We start from the raw sequence: 15,311 nt of genomic DNA, 5'->3' as shown, positions 1-15,311 counted from the left end.
CCTCGGCGGCCCCCACAATTCGACCCCATGGGACATCTGGAAGCCGCGCACCTCGAGTACTACCTCCCCGACGGGAGGGCGTTGCTCGGCGACGTGTCCTTCCGGGTGGGGGAAGGGGCCGTCGTGGCGCTGGTCGGCCCGAACGGCGCCGGCAAGACGACCCTGCTGCGGCTGATCTCCGGAGAGCTGAAGCCCCACGGCGGCACCGTCACCGTCAGTGGCGGACTCGGCGTGATGCGGCAGTTCGTGGGGTCCGTGCGGGACGAGACGACCGTACGCGACCTGCTCGTGTCGGTCGCGCCGCCCCGGATCCGCGAGGCCGCGAAAGCGGTGGACGCCGCCGAGCACGGGATCATGACCGTCGACGACGAGGCCGCCCAGCTGAAGTACGCGCAGGCCCTCGCCGACTGGGCCGAGGCGCGCGGCTACGAGGCCGAGACGCTGTGGGACATGTGCACCACGGCCGCGCTCGGCGTGCCGTACGAGAAGGCGCAGTGGCGGCAGGTGAGCACGCTGTCCGGCGGTGAGCAGAAGCGGCTCGTGCTGGAGGCGCTCCTGCGGGGCACGGACGAGGTGCTGCTGCTCGACGAGCCCGACAACTACCTCGACGTACCCGGCAAGCGATGGCTGGAGGAGCGGCTGAAGGAGACCCGTAAGACGGTCCTCTTCGTCTCCCACGATCGTGAACTCCTCGCCCGCGCCGCCGAGAAGATCGTCTCCGTCGAGCCCTCACCGGCGGGTGCGGACGCCTGGGTGCACGGCGGCGGCTTCGCCACCTATCACGAGGCCCGGCGTGCCCGCTTCGCCCGCTTCGAGGAGCTGCGCAAACGCTGGGACGAGAAGCACGCCCAGCTGAAGAAGCTGGTGCTGGCACTGCGTCAAGCCGCCGAGAACAGCCCCGACATGGCCTCTCGCTACCGCGCCGCCCAGACCAGGCTGCGCAAGTTCGAGGAAGCCGGCCCGCCGCCGGAGCCGCCGCGCGAGCAGGACATCAGGATGCGGCTGAAGGGCGGGCGCACCGGGGTGCGGGCCGTCACCTGCGAGGCGCTGGAGCTCACGGGGCTGATGAAGCCGTTCTCCCTGGAGGTCTTCTACGGCGAACGAGTCGCCGTTCTCGGCTCCAACGGGTCCGGCAAGTCGCACTTCCTGCGGCTGCTGGCCGGGGAGAGCGTGGCGCACACGGGGGAGTGGAAGCTCGGGGCGCGTGTCGTGCCGGGGCACTTCGCGCAGACGCATGCGCACCCCGAGCTGATGGGGCGGACCCTGCTCGACATTCTGTGGAAGGAGCATGCGCAGGACCGTGGGGCCGCGATGTCCCGGCTGCGCCGCTACGAGCTGACCCAGCAGGCCGAGCAGGCCTTCGACCGGCTCTCCGGCGGGCAGCAGGCCCGGTTCCAGATCCTTCTGCTGGAGCTGGAGGGTGTGACTGCCCTGCTCCTCGACGAGCCGACGGACAACCTCGACCTGGAGTCCGCCGAGGCTCTCCAGGAGGGGCTGGAGGCCTTCGAGGGGACGGTGCTGGCCGTCACGCACGATCGATGGTTCGCTCGGTCGTTCGACCGGTATCTGGTGTTCGGCAGCGACGGGCGTGTCCGTGAGACTCCGGAGCCGGTGTGGGACGAGCGGAGGGTGGAGCGGGCGCGGTAGTTCTCCCCGCCCCGCCGCCCCTACCCGTCCGCGGGCTGGTTGCTCACGACCAGCGCAGCAGTGCCCCCAACCCGCCCGCCGGGTCCTTCTCCGGCCCGGTCGGGGTCACCGACAACGCGCCGGCGCCCGTCGCGACCGCGCAGCGGAGCAGGGCGTCGTCGGCCCGGGCCGACCAGGAGTTCTGTTCGCCGAGGATCTTCAGGTCGGTACGGCGTACCGCCAGCTGGTCCGCGTCCTCGCCGACCCAGACCTCACGGTGGGCGTCGGGGCTGTCCGGGCGGATCAGGAGTTCGTCGATGCGGTGCTCGCGTGCGGCCTCGACCAGGGCGGGGACGCCCTCCACGGCTCCGGCGCGGCCCTCGGGCCCGGGATCGCGGGCCGCCAGGAACCGTTCCAGTTCCCGGGCCGCCCGCTGCCGTACGTGCTCCGCGCGGGCCTGTTCGACGTCCTCGTCGAGCAGCCTGCTGCCGGTGCCGTGCGGGGCCTCGACCACGAGGTCGTGCAGCCGCTGCGGCAGCCGTTCGTGCACGGTCCGCCGCTCGCGGTCGTCCCCCACGAGGATCAGCAGATCGGCGCGGGTCTCCTCCTGGCAGACGGTGAGCGCGTCGGCGATCTCGGCCGCATTGTGCTCCCAGGTGTTCTCCACCTTGAGCTGGAAGTGCCGCTCCGACCAGTCGGCCGTGCTCGTACGGTGCACCGGACGCTGCCGCCCGGTGACCGCGCCGACGTCCTGCCGGCCCAGCGCGGTGCGCAGCTCGAAGGCGGCGCCCCTGCGGTCGACGTACGCCACCACGCACACCGGGTCCTCGCCCGCCAGCTCCAGCAGGGGCGCGGTGTGCGGCAGCGGGGCCCAGCGGGAGCCGTCGCGCTGCGGGGCGCGGGCCAGCGGCGGATCCAGGGCCACCTCACCCGCCCGGGCGAAGATCGCGCGACCGTGCGGTTCCGACGAATGCTCCAGCCCTTCCAGTGCTTCCTGTACGGCCCGGCAGGTCGCGTCGTCGGCGCCCTGCCCGGCCAGCTCGCGGGTCAGGGCCCTGGCTGTCAGGTGCCGCTCATGAGGGGTGTCCTCCGTATGCCGGGACGTGCCCACGTACACGGAGGCCCAGGGCCCGGGGTGTTCGTACAGTGGATGCAGGAAGGCGAGATCCATGGCTGTCTCCCGTACTCCGCTCGGGTGCTGTGCTCAGCGGGCGGGTACCCGGACCGCATGATTGAACACGACGAGCGGGGTACCACCATGACCGGAGTCGACCCCGGCCGGCTGGACGACCAGCAGCTCATGAAGGAGCTGGAGACCATCCACCGGACGCGCCACGACACGCTGCTGTACGGCTCGAACGACGCGCTGCGGGCCCACAACGACCGCATGGCGCAGCTGGAGGGCGAATACCTGCGCCGCAACCCCCGCCGCACCGTGGCCGCGGGCCGCACCCGCGAGGGCGCCCGCGACCGCGGCGCGGGGTGAGAGGAGGCGGGAGGAGGTGGGAAGAGGCGGGAGGCGGGCCGCGTCAGACGGCCTCCCTCTTGGACTCCCTGGCGAACACCTCCAGGAACGTCTCGCAGAACGCCTTGAGATCGTCCGGCTTGCGGCTGGTGACCAGCTTGTTGGTGCCGTGGTCGCAGATCCGCACCTGCTCGTCGACCCAGGTGCCGCCCGCGTTGCGGATGTCCGTCTGCAGGCTCGGCCAGGAGGTCAGCACCCGGCCGCGTACGACGTCCGCCTCCACCAGCGTCCACGCGGCATGGCAGATCGCGGCGACCGGCCGGCCCTGCTCGAAGAAGTCCCGCACGAACGCGACGGCCTTGCTGTTCGTCCGCAGATAGTCCGGGTTGGCGACCCCGCCCGGCAGGACCAGCCCGCCGAAGGAGTCGGCCGACGTCTCGCCCACGACCTCCTGCACGGGGAACTTGTCCGCCTTGTCGAGATGGTGGAACGCCTGGATCGTGCCCGGCTTCGTCGACACGAGCACCGGCTCATGGCCCGCGTTCACCGCCGCCTGCCACGGATCGGTGAGCTCGACCTCCTCGACGCCCTCGGGTGCGGTCAGAAATGCGATACGCATGTTGCCTCAACTCTCTTTCGTGGCACGTCCCACAGCGCGGTGGCGCCGTAGCCGCTGACCCGCGGGCCCGGTCGCCGCTTCTGCGGGCTCACTCGCCCGGCGCTGCACGGCTGATGTCGGCCAGCGCCGAGTCGGGGTCCTCGGTCTCCGCGAGATCGCCGAGGCTGACGACGCCGACCGGCAGCCCGTCCTCGACGACCGGCAGCCGCCGTACCGAGTGCTTCCGCATCAGGGCGACCGCGACGGACACCCGCTCGCCCGGGCCGATCACCACCGGATTGCGGGTGCACACCGACCGGGCGCTCACCGTCAGCGGATCGGCGCCGTCCGCGACCGCCCGCACCGTGATGTCACGGTCGGTGAGGACGCCCACGACGTCCTGGCCGTCGGCCACCACGACATCACCGATGTCCTGTGCCCGCATCAGCTGTGCCGCCTCGACGAGCGAGGCGTCCGGGCGGACGGCGACCACGCCCGGCGTCATGACGTCCTTCACGAATTCAGCCATCGCTGGCCCTCCTGCGTTCCCGGCCGGTGACGGGTGCCGCGGCCGTGGCGGCGTGACCCCGCCCGCAGTACCCGCAGACCGGGCCGCTATGCCTTCGTCCGGCGCGTGGACCGCCCGCCCCCGGTCAGGCGGTCAGGGCCTCGGCCAGCTCCTGGACGTTGGCGTAGCGCTTCGAGCGCGGCAGGCGCTCCATCGGATCGACCAGGGCGTCGGGGGCGTACCCGCGGCGCAGCACACTGATCAGCTCCCGTGGGGTCGCCGGGAACGAGCTGCGGCCCAGGAACCGGGCCAGCTCCAGCCGGACCACCGCCAAGGAGGCCGTGGACGTCCCCGGCGCCACCGGGCCGCCCGCGACCTCCAGGTCGTCGTCGGCGGTCGGTTCCGGATCGTGCCACTCCTCCGTCCGGGTGGGATGCCCGGATCGCAGCAGCCCTTGCAGTTCGTGCTTCATCTCGTCGTCGCGATGGACGCTCAGCCGAGCACTGCCTCGCTGCATGACTCCCTCCAGATCTTCGCGTTCGCACCGCGTACCCGCACATCGGTGGCCGACACAGGGTTTGGCGATGCCAGGGAGGGTGACCCGGATCTCATCCCCCACATACGTTCGGTTCTGGGGAAGGACCAGGCCATGGCACTGCTCGCTGTGCTCCTCCCGCTTCTGATGCTCGGCGTGATGCTGGCACTGGGCCGCTACGAGGAACTGCTGCTGCCGAGGGAACAGGACGAGGACCGCCGCCCGGAAGGGGCGGCGCTGGGTCACTGAGGCGCCGGGCTACTCGGCCGGCTGCCCGTTCACCAGCCGACTGTGTTGCAGCCGGTGTGATCAGCGGGTTCGACTTGCAACGTTGCGTGTGCGACGCCATGCCGTTCCCGGAGTACATCGCGGGCCTGGTCCAGCACGTCGTGGCCGTCTGCGAAGTTGTCGGTGACCAGGTGCGCGGTAGCCACGTTCATACCGGAGGTCAGTGTCCACAGGTGCAGGTCGTGCACGTCCTTGACGCCGGCGACGGTTGCCAGGTCGTCGGCCACCACACCCGGGTCCATCCCGGCAGGGGCGTGCTGTCCCAGGACGGCGAAGACTTCCCGTCCCAGTCCGACAGCGCGCACGGCCACAAAGATGCCGATGGCCAGAGCCACCACGGTGTCCCAGACGGGCTGGCCGGTCGCAGCCACCAGCCAGCCGGCCAGGATCACTCCGACAGAGCCCGCGGTGTCGGCCGCGACTTCCAGGTAGGCGCCCTTCACGTTCAGGCTCTCGGCTGCTCCGGACCGCAGAAGGAGCAGTGCCACCAGGTTGACGATCAGGCCGATCGCGCCGACGACAAGCATGGGACCCGAGGACACCTCGGCCGTGTTGCCGATCCGGCTGACCGCCTCGAACACGACGTACACGGCGACGCCGAACATGAGAAGCACCGACAGCAGTGAGGCGAACACCTCTGCGCGGTACGAGCCGTACGTGCGGCGGCCCGTAGGGTCGGTGCGTGTGGCCACCCGGGTCGCTACGAGAGCGGCTCCCAATGCCACCACGTCCGCTGCCATGTGTCCGGCGTCCGACAGCAGCGCGAGCGAACCCGACAGCAGGCCGTAAAGCAATTCGACTAAGAAATACGAGCTGATCAGCCCGAACGATACTGCGAGGCGCCATCGGTGCCGTCCTCCGGCGTGGCTGCCAACTCCATGGTTGTGGCCGTGGTTATGGGTGCCCATGACTAGTTCCCCTCCCCTTGTTCTGCCGCTCGGCCCTGGAAGAAAAGCACGGACCGGGAAATTGAGCAAAGGCTGCATCGGTGACCGTTGTCATCACCGAAAAGGGGAATCCAGTACCGGAGTTCACGGAGCGGGGCGCCGGCCCGCCGAGCAACTCTCGCGCGGGCGAAGGTCCTACGGTTCGTGGAGCGCTGTGGCCCTTTCGGTTACTCGGCGCGCGGTTGTGTCGCCGTCATGCCCCGGAGCAGGACCTGTGTGGCCTCCCACAATGCGCTCTCCAGGTCGAATGGAGACCTCGCCAGAGTCCAGCGCAGCACCATTCCGTCGATCATGGACGCGAAAGCCAGCGCGGCAGTGTGCGTATCGGACCTGCCTGCGCCGGAACTGCCCATCTGCGTCAGTAGAGTCGCGATTTGCTCGACGAACTGTTCGTGATGAGAGTCGAAGCAGGTGCGGATGTCAGGGATAGTGCGCGCCAGGGCCAGCAATTCCAGGGCCAAGGGTGCCCGGTCGGGATTCTTCATCAGTTCGCCGGCGAATGCCCGCACGAGGTGCTGCAGGCGGTCGGCAGCAGGCGTTTGACTGTCCATGACGGCCTGCATGGCGTCCGCTTCGTGGGCGAGCATCTGGTGGACGAGGCCGGTCGCCAGCTCCTCCTTGCTCTTGAAGTACCAGTACAGCCCCCCTTTGCTCACTCCCGCAGCCTTCACGACATCGTCCATGCGGGCGTTGTGGTAGCCCTGCCGCGCAAAGACCACGGCGGCGGCCTCGAAGATCTGATTCTTCCGGGTCGCGACACGATCCTCGTCGACTGTCATGAGCATCCGTTCTGCGCGAACTGCTGCGCCTTCCACGAGAAGGCATGGAAGCGGGGATCGTTTCCATTACCACCAAAAGTATCACTAGACCGGCTGGTCGGTCTAGTGCCATACTCGACTCGACCGACCAGTCAGTCGAGTGAGGAGTGGCGTATGTCCCCCCGTAGGCAGCCGGGAAAGGGTGGCTACGGCCCGCCCCTTCTGAACCGGCTCGGAACCTGGTGTGCCACTCACGTATGGAAGGTCCTGGCCGCTTGGCTGATCGTCCTGGTGGCGGGCGGATTACTGGTCCCGAAGTTCACCGACAGCCTCACCGGCTCCTCCCTGAAGGTGACCGGCTCGGAGTCGGCCCGGGCCGAGAAGGTGATGAAGGAGGACTTCGACAGCGCCGTCACCGAGGACGTCGTCGTGGTCTTCGACTCGACCACCCGCTCGGTGAAGGACGCCGCGTTCCGGGACGTCGTCGAGCAAGGCATCGCGGAACTGCGCAAGCAGCCCGGCGTGGCCGCCATCGAGGACCCGTACGCACCCGGCGGCGAGGCGCAACTAGCCCCTGACGGCCGCACCGCGCTCGTCCTTGCGGGGCTGACCGGCGACGAGCGTGACCGGCAGGGCGCCGCTCCGGACATCCAGAAGGCCCTGGACCGTATCGACGGCGACGGCGTCGACGTCATGCTGACCGGCTCCAGCGCGCTGAACGCCGCCGTGGTCGAGCAGGAGGACAAGGACCTCGCACGGGCCGAGTCCATCGGCGTGCCCATCGCGCTGCTCGTGCTGCTGATCGCGTTCGGCACCCTGGTGGCGGCCGGCCTGCCGATCCTGCTGGGCGTGGCCGCGCTGATGACGTCGTTCGGAGTGCTGGGCGCGCTCAGTTATCTGACGAGCTTCGACACCTTCGTCCAAGCCGTCGTCACCATGCTCGGCCTGGCGCTGGGCATCGACTACTGCCTGTTCATCGTCACCCGTCAGCGCGAGGAGCTCCAGGCGCAGCCCGACCGCCCGATCGCTCAGACGGTCGGCGCCACCATGGCCAGCGCCGGCAAGGCCGTGCTCTTCTCCGGCTTCACCGTGCTGATCTCGGTCGCGGGCCTGCTCCTCGTACGCGCCCCCGTGTTCCGTTCCATGGCCTTCGGCGTCATGGTTGCCGTCGCCGTGATGCTGACCGTGGCGATGACCCTGCTCCCGGCCGTGCTCGCCCTGTGCGGCAAGAAGATCAACAGGCTGGCCGTCCCTGGACTGCGACGAGCCGTCAGCCACCCCGACCCGGAGCACTCGATCTGGGCCCGCTGGACCAAACTGGTGCTACGGCGCCCGCTGTTGATCGGCGGTGCCGCAGTACTGGCGCTGGGTGCGGCTGCCATCCCGGTCACCGGCCTGAAGCTGGGCTTCGATGTCGGGGCCAGTGCCGTTGCTGACGCGCCGGCCGGCGCGGGATACAACCTCGTCTCTGAGAAGTTCGCCCCCGGCGCCGCCACCCCCATCCAGATCGCCGTCACCAGCGAACAAGGTGCCTTCGACGACGAAGATCTCACCGCCATGGACCGGTTGGCGACTCAGGTCGAGGGCCATGACCAGGTCGACAGCGTCTTGTCGGTCACCGCACTGCTCAAGGAACAGACCGGACGCAGTGACAGCGCAACCCTGAAGGCGGCCCTGGCCAAGAACAGTGCCTCGCTCGACCGGATCGTCAACTCCCGCGCGGACGCCGCCATCCTCACCGTCTTCTCGAAAGCGGCACCGGACGCGGACGAGGCCATCGATCTGGTGCACTGGATCCGCGACACCGCCGCCCCGCGCACGGAGAGTTCCGCCGACGGACTGACCATCGCCACCGGCGGACTGACCGCGCAGACCGTCGACGTCGCCAACGAGATCGACCGCTCGACCCCCTGGGTGCTGGGCGCCATCCTCGGTCTGTCCTTCGTGCTGCTCCTGCTCGCCTTCCGGAGCCTGTTGCTGGCGTTCAGCGCGATCGTGATGAACCTGCTGTCCGTCGGCGCCGCGTTCGGCCTGCTCACCTGGGTTTTCCAGGAAGGTGCGGGAGAGTCGCTGCTGGACTTCACCAGCCGCGGCTTCATCCAGGCCTATCTGCCGCTGCTGACCTTCGTGGTGCTCTTCGGACTGTCCATGGACTACGAGGTGTTCATCATTTCCCGAATGAAGGAGGAGTGGGACCGCACCCGGGACAACACCCGCGCCGTGACCGTCGGGACCGTCCACACGGCCAAGGTCATCACCGCGGCCGCCGCCATCATGGTGGTCGTCTTCGCCGCCTTCATGATCACGAAGGTGGTCGAGGTGAAACAGATGGGCTTCGCCCTGGCTGTGGCGGTTCTGGTCGACGCAACTCTGATCCGGGTGGTCGTCGTCCCCGCCGCCATGCGCCTGGCGGGCGACGCCAACTGGTGGTTGCCCAGCTGGCTGGACAAGGCGCTCCCGCGCGTCGACCTCACCGAAGGAGCCAGTCCCGCTGCAGCCGACAACCGCACCGACCCGGCAGTACCCGCTCCCGCGCAAGCAACGAGGACATCGAGCACGTCTGCGACATCCTCTGACTGACCGCGTTGCTTGCGCACACCGGGAGCAGACATCACTGACTTACTGCCGACGCCGACGCGGCGGTGGCTGGGCCTGGTCTGCCTGACCGCGGCACTGCTGATCATCGGACTGGATGTCACTGTCCTGACGATCGCGCTGCCGACCCTGGCCACCGCCGTCGGAGCCTCTACCTCCGAATTGCAGTGGATCACCAACGCCTTCACCTTGCCATTCGCCGCGCTGCTGCTGCCCTCCATGGCACTGGGCACCCGCGGCCGTAAGCACCTTCTGATGGCCGGCCTGGCGCTCTTCGCGGCAGGATCCGCCGTCGCCCTGCCGGCGGACAGCGCGGCCGGCCTGATGGCCTCGCGGGCCCTCATGGGGGCGGGTGCGGCGGCGACGGTACCTCACGCGCTGTCGCTCGCACCCACCCTGGCGTCACCAGAGGGCCGGGACGGGGCCGCGGCCGTGGCCTCGGCGGGCTTCGCCCTCGGCCTGCCTCTCGGTCCCGTCGTCGGGGGCTGGCTGCTGGCCGCCTACGGGTGGCATGCGATCTTCGTGGTCAACATCGTGGTGGTTCTTGCCGCGTTGGTCGGAGTCGCACTGGCCGTCCCTGAGCAACGGCGGCGGCGCCGCGAACCCGTCGACGCCGTCTGCACCGTACTCGTCCTCGCCGGAACATGGGCTGTCGCGTATGCGGTCACTGAGGCGACCACCCGGGGCTGGGCCCACCCGGTGACTGTGCCTGTGTTCCTCGCGGGTGCCGCGCTGTTGTGCGCCATGGTGATCCGGCTGATCCGGACACGATCCCCGCTGGCTGACGCCGCCTTATGGCATCACCCGCGCTTCACCTGGGCGATCTGCACGCTGTCGTTCATCACGCTGATCCTGCTCGCGCTGCTGTTCATGATTCCCCAATACCTGCAACAGGTGCAGGGATACGACGCCTGGGCCACCGGCGTCCGTCTGATGCCCATGATGGTCGGGTTCGCTCTGGGAACAGTTGCCGGCAACCGGCTCGTGACCGTCGCCGATGCCAAATGGACCCTCGTCCTCGGCATGTTGCTGTGGTCCTTCGGGCTGTTGTGGATCGGGCAACTGAGCCACGGCAGTTCCTATCCGGTAGCCGCCGGTGCGCTGGTCACCACGGGCCTCGCCCTCGGTTTCACCCTCCCCACCGCTCTCAGCGCGCTCACCGGTTCGCTGCCGCCCGAGAAGGCTGTGACCGCACACGCGCTCGCCAACACCTGCCGGCAGATTGCGGCAGCCTTCGGGATCGCCGTGATGGGTGCCGTCCTCAACACCACCTACCGACGGGAGTTACGCGAGGAGGCGCCCGCCGACCTGGCCGACGGGGTTGTGGATGAGGCGCGTCAGAGCATGGCCGGCGCAGCCGAGGCCGCCGCCGCGCTGCCCACGAGAGAGGGTGAGGACCTCGTGACCCTTGCTCAGCATGCCTTCGTCACCGGGATGACCACCACGGCGCGGATCGGCGCGTCCGTCACCGCCCTCCTGGCCCTGCTCCTCATGGTGCGCATGCCCACACTTCGGCGTGCCCCGCGCCGAGCCCCTTGAGAAGCAGGCACACGGCAAGGCGGCGGCCCCGCACTCCCGCTCACGCGGTGGGGCCGCCGCCGACAACTCCGATGGGCTCACCTCGCGCTGACGCGCGCCCGCACCCCCGGATTCGGTCGAAGGTTCACCAACAGCTCCGGCGTCACCTCCGCGCCCTGCGGGAGCAGTTCGAACGCCAGCCGCTGATTGAGCACCACAGTGAGCAGATGCCCCTCCATCGTGGCCAGATGGCTGCCCGGGCAGACGTTCCCACCGGTCCCGAAGGGGAGGTAGGCGCCCTTGGGCAGCGCCTTCTCCCGTTCCCGGGTGAAGCGATCGGGGTCGAAGCGCTCCGGGTCGGTGAACACGTCGGGATTCCGGTGGAGGCTGAAGGCATTGAGGAAGATCATGGTCCCGGCCGGAACCGCGTACTCACCGACCACCGTGTCCCTGATCGCCTGCCGGGGGATCACGGCAGCCGGCGGGTACAGCCGCATCGCCTCCTTGAACACCTGCAGACAGTACGGAAGTTGAGACAGGTCCTCGAAGCGCACCGACCTCTCGCCCAGGACCGCGTCGATCTCGTGGTGCACCCGCTTGAGGACGTCGGGATGGCGGGCAAGAAGGTACAGCGTCCACGCCTGCGCGTCGGCCGACGTCTCCTGGGCCGCGCCCCATGCGGTCAGCACCTCGTCGAGCAGCAGCTCCTCGCTCATCGCAGTGCCGTCCTCGTAGCGCGAAGCCATCAGATCGCCCAAGATGTCTTCAGGAAGTTCAGCGCCGCCCTCCGCCGCCTCCTGCCGTTCCCGGATGAACTGGGCAATCCACGCACGGATGCCTGTCATTGCCCGCCGCGCACGCCGGTTCCGGGGCACGGGCACCCACAGGGGGAGCGCTGCCGGACTGGTGATGGCGTGCATCTCCCACTCGAAGGCCTCGGTTATGGCGTCTGCCAGGGCCCTGTTGTCCCGGCTGGAGGCTGTGAAGAGGAGCCGGCTGACAATGTCCATCGTCAGGGTGTTCATCTCCGCGACCAGGTCGACGTCGACCCCGTTGCGCCAGCGCTCGGCCAGGCTCTCTGCCGTCGAGACGACGGCCTCCGCGTGGCGGGGTATGCGGCGGGGTGAGAAGTGAGGCAGTACCAACCGCCGCTGCTTCTTGTGGAGTTCGCCTTCACTGGTGAGCAGCCCGTTGCCCATCAGCGGGGTGAGCGCGCGCGTCTGCCGCTTGCCCCGGCCGAAATCCTCCGCGTTCTCGATCAGTACGTCTCGGGCCGCGGCCGGTGTCGAGACCGTGGCGGCGAGACTGCCGCCGATCCGGAAGGCCATGACGCCGTCCGACGCTGAGGCGAGCCGGTGCAGGGTCGCGATGGTGTCGGCCTGGAGAGCCGTGGCGTGTCCGAGCAGCCCACCACCGGGCGCCATGGACAGCCGCCGAGTATGGGGCGATGAAGGGCCCTGCGACGGGGCTACGGTGGTCATACCTAGGCCTCCTTCAACGGCGAGCGCTCCAGCAGCGTCCCCGCCTTCTTGTGCGCGCGGGACTCCCGCCACAGGCGGCGCAGGGAGAACGCCAGGCCGGCGCTCTCGGTCAGCCGGTAGGCGGAATCCTGGGGAAGGCCGGCCACCAGCCGTGCGTGTGCGCGGGGAAAGCTGTGGTACGGCAACCCCGGCATCAAGTGGTGCAGGGCGTGCAGCCTCAGCCCCACCGGCGCCCACAGCTCACCCAGTAGCCGGGCCCGCGGGTGGTTCACGGTGTCCATCATCTGCTCCACGATGCTCATCTCGTCCTCGTCACCGAGGTAGCGGTGTGCGGCCAGCAAGCGGAGAGAGTTGGTGAACGCGATGGCGACGAACAGTGCGTACCACTGCGCCAGTCGCTCCAGTGGCACCACACCCAGCGTCAGCAGGGTCGCGGCCGTTGCGATCCACGCCAGGCAGAGCAGTTCCTGGCCGCGCCACAGCCACTTCTCCCCGGCGGTGGGCTGCCGACCCCGGTACTCGAAGTCGATCTTCAGAGCCGAGACATTGCGGTACAGGTACTCCCGGATGCTGGGCACGAACCACGACAGCGGCGTGAGCACGGCGAACCGGTAGGGGCCGAAGAACGGCAGGAACAGCGGCGTGATCAGCAACCCCACGATGTTCGAGGGCGCCATCCGCGCGAGCGGCAGGTACTCGGCGTCCTGCGCGGTGCCGTACAACTTGCGGTTGTGGTGCTCGCCGTGGCACTCGTACATGAAGACCGGCACCATCATGGGGATGCCGAACACGGCGTTCCACCAGACGCGGAACGGCCCGAAACTCTTCTTGGCCCGGAAGTGCGCAATCTCGTGAATGAAGGCGAAGCAGCGGTACGTCGCCAGGACCGAGACCAGGAACGCCGCCACACCCAGGATCGTGAAGCCACCCAGCGGCTCCACCGCCCAGAATGCCGTCCCAGCGAGCAGGACGCTGAGGGTGAAGTCACTCCAGTAGACCGCCATCCGCGGGCGGAACAGCCCGCGCAGCAGGTCGTGCGCCTCCTTCACGGAGAACCGCTCCATCGCGGTGACCAGCTGAGGCTCCCATGGAATCGCCGTCTTCTGTGTCTGCTCCCCGGTCGTCATCAGGCGCCTCCCCGGCGGCGTCGCCGCAGCGCCCGACGCACCTTGCGCACCCTCGTGTCGGCGATGTCCAGCAGCGTTCCCAGCGATGTCATGGCGACGAGCATCGGGCCGGAGCCGGCCGGGATGACCGGCCGGTACTCGGTACCGGTCACCTGCATGAACTCGGGCTCCTTGATGGCCGGCAGGGTCAGGTCGGCCCGTTCCAGCCGATGCACGTACGGCAGCCGCCAGATTCCCGGAAGGGCTGCGTGCGCGCGCATCCCCGCCTTGGTCGGAGGCAGCTTCTCGCCGTTGTCCAGCCGCCACAGCGCCCGGCGCTCCAGGCCCTGGTGCCACTTCTCCACCAGCCCGGCGACCCGGTGCGGGTCCAGCCGGTGCCAGGGAGCGGACTGGGACAGGAACAGCCGTCGTTCCAGTCCCGCCCGAAGACGCGCGTGCTCCACACTCTCCTCGTCGGTGCGGCCGCCCGTCTCGGTCAGCCAGCGTGAGACGCGGTACCGGCCCAACAGCGCCGCCCCGAAGACCATGTAGTCCAGGAGGTGGTCCAGGATGAAGAAGCGGCTGTCGGCGATGGCGGGCCCGTACTTCGAGCGCACCATCGAGCGGATGATGCGCCAGTCCGCGGTGGCGGCCCGGTTGACGTGGTCGAGGTAGTCCATGTCGAGCCGGCCCTGCTGCACATCGCGCTGCGCGATGTTCGCCAGATGCCAGGCGGTGACCATGGACAGGCTGATGCCCTGGCTGTAGAAGGCGTCGATCATGCTGGAGGCGTCGCCGACCATGGCGTAACGCTTGGGAGAGATAAAGGTGTTGGTCATGCGCTGGACGTCGCGGTAGGCGCTGAACTCCAGAACGTTCTCCTCCTTGAGCCAGTCCAGCAGCGGATACCGGCGCAGGACCTTCCAGAACACCTCGCGGGCGTTGCCCTCCTCCGGCGGGCGCTGCTGGCTGTAGGTGATGCCGACGCTGATGCGGTCGTCCTTCAGCCGGATCAGCCAGATCCAGTACCCGTCGCCCCACAGGTGCACGGTGGTGCGTTCCCGGTCGGTCACCTCGCCGTCGGGGAAGGCGAACTTCCAGCGGTCGTCGAACAGGTCCTGGGTGCAGTTGGAGAACTGCGCCCAGGCCGCCGTTGTGGAGAACCCGTCGTCAAGGGGGATGTCGTGGCCGAAGCGACGGGACAGCAGACGGGTGCGGCCGGTGCAGTCGGCGATCCAGCGGGCGGAGATCTTCCCGCTGCGGTCCTTGTCGCGGGAACTCCACTGCAGCGTATGGTCGTTGTCCTCGTCGCCAAGGACGACGTCCCGGATCAGACCGCAGTCCAGGAAGATCAGCCCCGGTGTGGCGCGGGCGCGGTCGCGCAGCACGGCCTCGACCTCGGGACGGACGATCTGGGCGTCGTTGAACATGGTGCGGTGGAACAGGGGGTTCTCGATTTTCTCGATCCAGTGCGGCGGCAGCGTGCTCTGGAAGCCCCATTCCGAGACGGACTCGTCGAAGTCGGTACGGCCCTCAAGCCCGTGAACCATCCAGAAGCCCTTCTTGCCGAAGGACTCCTCCAGCGTCTCGTCGAGCTCGCCGAGGCCGCGCAGGAAGGCGTTGGAGAACACCAGGAGGGACTCGCCGACCTTGTAGCTGGCCTGCTGCTTCTCCGTCGGCTGGTCGATGCAGACCACCGACATGCCGCGCTTGGCCAGTGCGATGGCGGTGATCAGACCTACGATCCCGTGGCCGACCACACAGACATCGGCGCGCACGTCGTCGTTCACGACCTTTTCGTCCTGCTCGCCGGCCGGCGCCACGGCGCGGACGCGGGACCGGGCGCCGTGCGTGGTCCTGGCGGTCGTCTTGTCAGAGTTGGGCAC

General features: G+C 68.9%; 14 protein-coding genes. 5 read left to right on the top strand and 9 right to left on the bottom strand.

Translation table 11 applies throughout. The features are described 5' to 3' along the window. The first annotated feature begins 27 nt into the window (after positions 1–27). Complete coding sequence (locus tag OHT51_RS07875; protein WP_328878181.1) at positions 28–1,647, top strand: ABC-F family ATP-binding cassette domain-containing protein; 1,620 nt, start codon at positions 28–30, stop codon at positions 1,645–1,647. Positions 1,648–1,690: 43 nt separating this feature from the next. On the opposite strand, the gene OHT51_RS07870 is transcribed toward OHT51_RS07875, so the two are convergent. Continuing rightward, positions 1,691–2,797 (bottom strand): baeRF2 domain-containing protein, encoded by a 1,107-nt coding sequence (locus OHT51_RS07870; protein WP_328878180.1) that lies wholly within the window; start codon positions 2,795–2,797, stop codon positions 1,691–1,693. Between the two features lie 57 nt (positions 2,798–2,854). On the opposite strand from OHT51_RS07870, the gene OHT51_RS07865 reads away from it, so the two are divergent. After that, positions 2,855–3,112 carry a DUF6158 family protein gene (locus tag OHT51_RS07865; protein WP_328878179.1) on the top strand — a complete coding sequence of 86 codons (258 nt, stop codon included), beginning with the start codon at positions 2,855–2,857 and terminating at the stop codon, positions 3,110–3,112. A 43-nt stretch (positions 3,113–3,155) separates the two neighbouring features. On the opposite strand, the gene OHT51_RS07860 is transcribed toward OHT51_RS07865, so the two are convergent. From OHT51_RS07860 to OHT51_RS07850, 3 genes are all read right to left on the bottom strand, one after another. Further along, positions 3,156–3,710, bottom strand: a complete 555-nt coding sequence (locus tag OHT51_RS07860) for a type 1 glutamine amidotransferase domain-containing protein (protein WP_328878178.1) — start codon at positions 3,708–3,710, stop codon at positions 3,156–3,158. An 88-nt stretch (positions 3,711–3,798) separates the two neighbouring features. Continuing rightward, the gene (locus OHT51_RS07855; RefSeq protein ID WP_328878177.1) at positions 3,799–4,218 is read right to left on the bottom strand and encodes a CBS domain-containing protein; all 420 of its coding nucleotides are present in this window, start codon (positions 4,216–4,218) and stop codon (positions 3,799–3,801) included. 124 nt (positions 4,219–4,342) lie between these two features. Continuing rightward, on the bottom strand, positions 4,343–4,714 hold the full coding sequence (locus OHT51_RS07850) for a DUF2795 domain-containing protein (protein ID WP_328878176.1): 372 nt from the start codon (positions 4,712–4,714) through the stop codon (positions 4,343–4,345). A gap of 132 nt (positions 4,715–4,846) precedes the next feature. Here OHT51_RS07850 and OHT51_RS07845 point away from each other — a divergent pair, with 132 nt between their 5' ends. After that, complete coding sequence (locus OHT51_RS07845; protein WP_328878175.1) at positions 4,847–4,981, top strand: hypothetical protein; 135 nt, start codon at positions 4,847–4,849, stop codon at positions 4,979–4,981. Between the two features lie 29 nt (positions 4,982–5,010). Here the strand turns inward: OHT51_RS07845 and OHT51_RS07840 are convergent, their stop codons facing one another. Then, positions 5,011–5,928 carry a cation diffusion facilitator family transporter gene (locus OHT51_RS07840; RefSeq protein WP_328878174.1) on the bottom strand — a complete coding sequence of 306 codons (918 nt, stop codon included), beginning with the start codon at positions 5,926–5,928 and terminating at the stop codon, positions 5,011–5,013. A 206-nt stretch (positions 5,929–6,134) separates the two neighbouring features. Beyond that, positions 6,135–6,746: a TetR/AcrR family transcriptional regulator gene (locus OHT51_RS07835; protein ID WP_328878173.1), complete on the bottom strand. Its 612-nt coding sequence runs from the start codon at positions 6,744–6,746 to the stop codon at positions 6,135–6,137. Positions 6,747–6,899: 153 nt separating this feature from the next. Here OHT51_RS07835 and OHT51_RS07830 point away from each other — a divergent pair, with 153 nt between their 5' ends. Then, positions 6,900–9,305 (top strand): MMPL family transporter, encoded by a 2,406-nt coding sequence (locus tag OHT51_RS07830; RefSeq protein ID WP_328878172.1) that lies wholly within the window; start codon positions 6,900–6,902, stop codon positions 9,303–9,305. 9 nt (positions 9,306–9,314) lie between these two features. Further along, positions 9,315–10,859, top strand: coding sequence for an MFS transporter (locus tag OHT51_RS07825; RefSeq protein WP_328878171.1), 1,545 nt, complete (start codon positions 9,315–9,317; stop codon positions 10,857–10,859). 77 nt (positions 10,860–10,936) lie between these two features. On the opposite strand, the gene OHT51_RS07820 is transcribed toward OHT51_RS07825, so the two are convergent. The 3 genes from OHT51_RS07820 to OHT51_RS07810 are packed head-to-tail and all read right to left on the bottom strand — an operon-like array spanning position 10,937 to position 15,311. Further along, the gene (locus OHT51_RS07820) at positions 10,937–12,319 is read right to left on the bottom strand and encodes a cytochrome P450 (protein WP_328878170.1); all 1,383 of its coding nucleotides are present in this window, start codon (positions 12,317–12,319) and stop codon (positions 10,937–10,939) included. Positions 12,320–12,321: 2 nt separating this feature from the next. Beyond that, positions 12,322–13,446 carry a fatty acid desaturase family protein gene (locus OHT51_RS07815; RefSeq protein WP_328878169.1) on the bottom strand — a complete coding sequence of 375 codons (1,125 nt, stop codon included), beginning with the start codon at positions 13,444–13,446 and terminating at the stop codon, positions 12,322–12,324. Further along, positions 13,446–15,311, bottom strand: a complete 1,866-nt coding sequence (locus OHT51_RS07810) for an NAD(P)/FAD-dependent oxidoreductase (RefSeq protein WP_328878168.1) — start codon at positions 15,309–15,311, stop codon at positions 13,446–13,448. Before OHT51_RS07810 ends, OHT51_RS07815 begins: the two co-directional genes overlap by 1 nt.

Source organism: Streptomyces sp. NBC_00299 (assembly GCF_036173045.1).
Classification (GTDB): Bacteria; Actinomycetota; Actinomycetes; order Streptomycetales; family Streptomycetaceae; genus Streptomyces; species Streptomyces machairae.
Note: the sequence above shows the minus strand (reverse complement) of the source record. Positions and strands in the feature narration are given on the sequence as shown.

Coding starts and splice junctions, on each gene's coding strand:
- OHT51_RS07875 (WP_328878181.1), top strand. CDS start 28: ATGGGACATCTGGAAGCCGCGCACCTCGAGTACTACCTCCCCGACGGG.
- OHT51_RS07870 (WP_328878180.1), bottom strand. CDS start 2,797: ATGGATCTCGCCTTCCTGCATCCACTGTACGAACACCCCGGGCCCTGG.
- OHT51_RS07865 (WP_328878179.1), top strand. CDS start 2,855: ATGATTGAACACGACGAGCGGGGTACCACCATGACCGGAGTCGACCCC.
- OHT51_RS07860 (WP_328878178.1), bottom strand. CDS start 3,710: ATGCGTATCGCATTTCTGACCGCACCCGAGGGCGTCGAGGAGGTCGAG.
- OHT51_RS07855 (WP_328878177.1), bottom strand. CDS start 4,218: ATGGCTGAATTCGTGAAGGACGTCATGACGCCGGGCGTGGTCGCCGTC.
- OHT51_RS07850 (WP_328878176.1), bottom strand. CDS start 4,714: ATGCAGCGAGGCAGTGCTCGGCTGAGCGTCCATCGCGACGACGAGATG.
- OHT51_RS07845 (WP_328878175.1), top strand. CDS start 4,847: ATGGCACTGCTCGCTGTGCTCCTCCCGCTTCTGATGCTCGGCGTGATG.
- OHT51_RS07840 (WP_328878174.1), bottom strand. CDS start 5,928: ATGGGCACCCATAACCACGGCCACAACCATGGAGTTGGCAGCCACGCC.
- OHT51_RS07835 (WP_328878173.1), bottom strand. CDS start 6,746: ATGACAGTCGACGAGGATCGTGTCGCGACCCGGAAGAATCAGATCTTC.
- OHT51_RS07830 (WP_328878172.1), top strand. CDS start 6,900: ATGTCCCCCCGTAGGCAGCCGGGAAAGGGTGGCTACGGCCCGCCCCTT.
- OHT51_RS07820 (WP_328878170.1), bottom strand. CDS start 12,319: ATGACCACCGTAGCCCCGTCGCAGGGCCCTTCATCGCCCCATACTCGG.
- OHT51_RS07815 (WP_328878169.1), bottom strand. CDS start 13,446: ATGACGACCGGGGAGCAGACACAGAAGACGGCGATTCCATGGGAGCCT.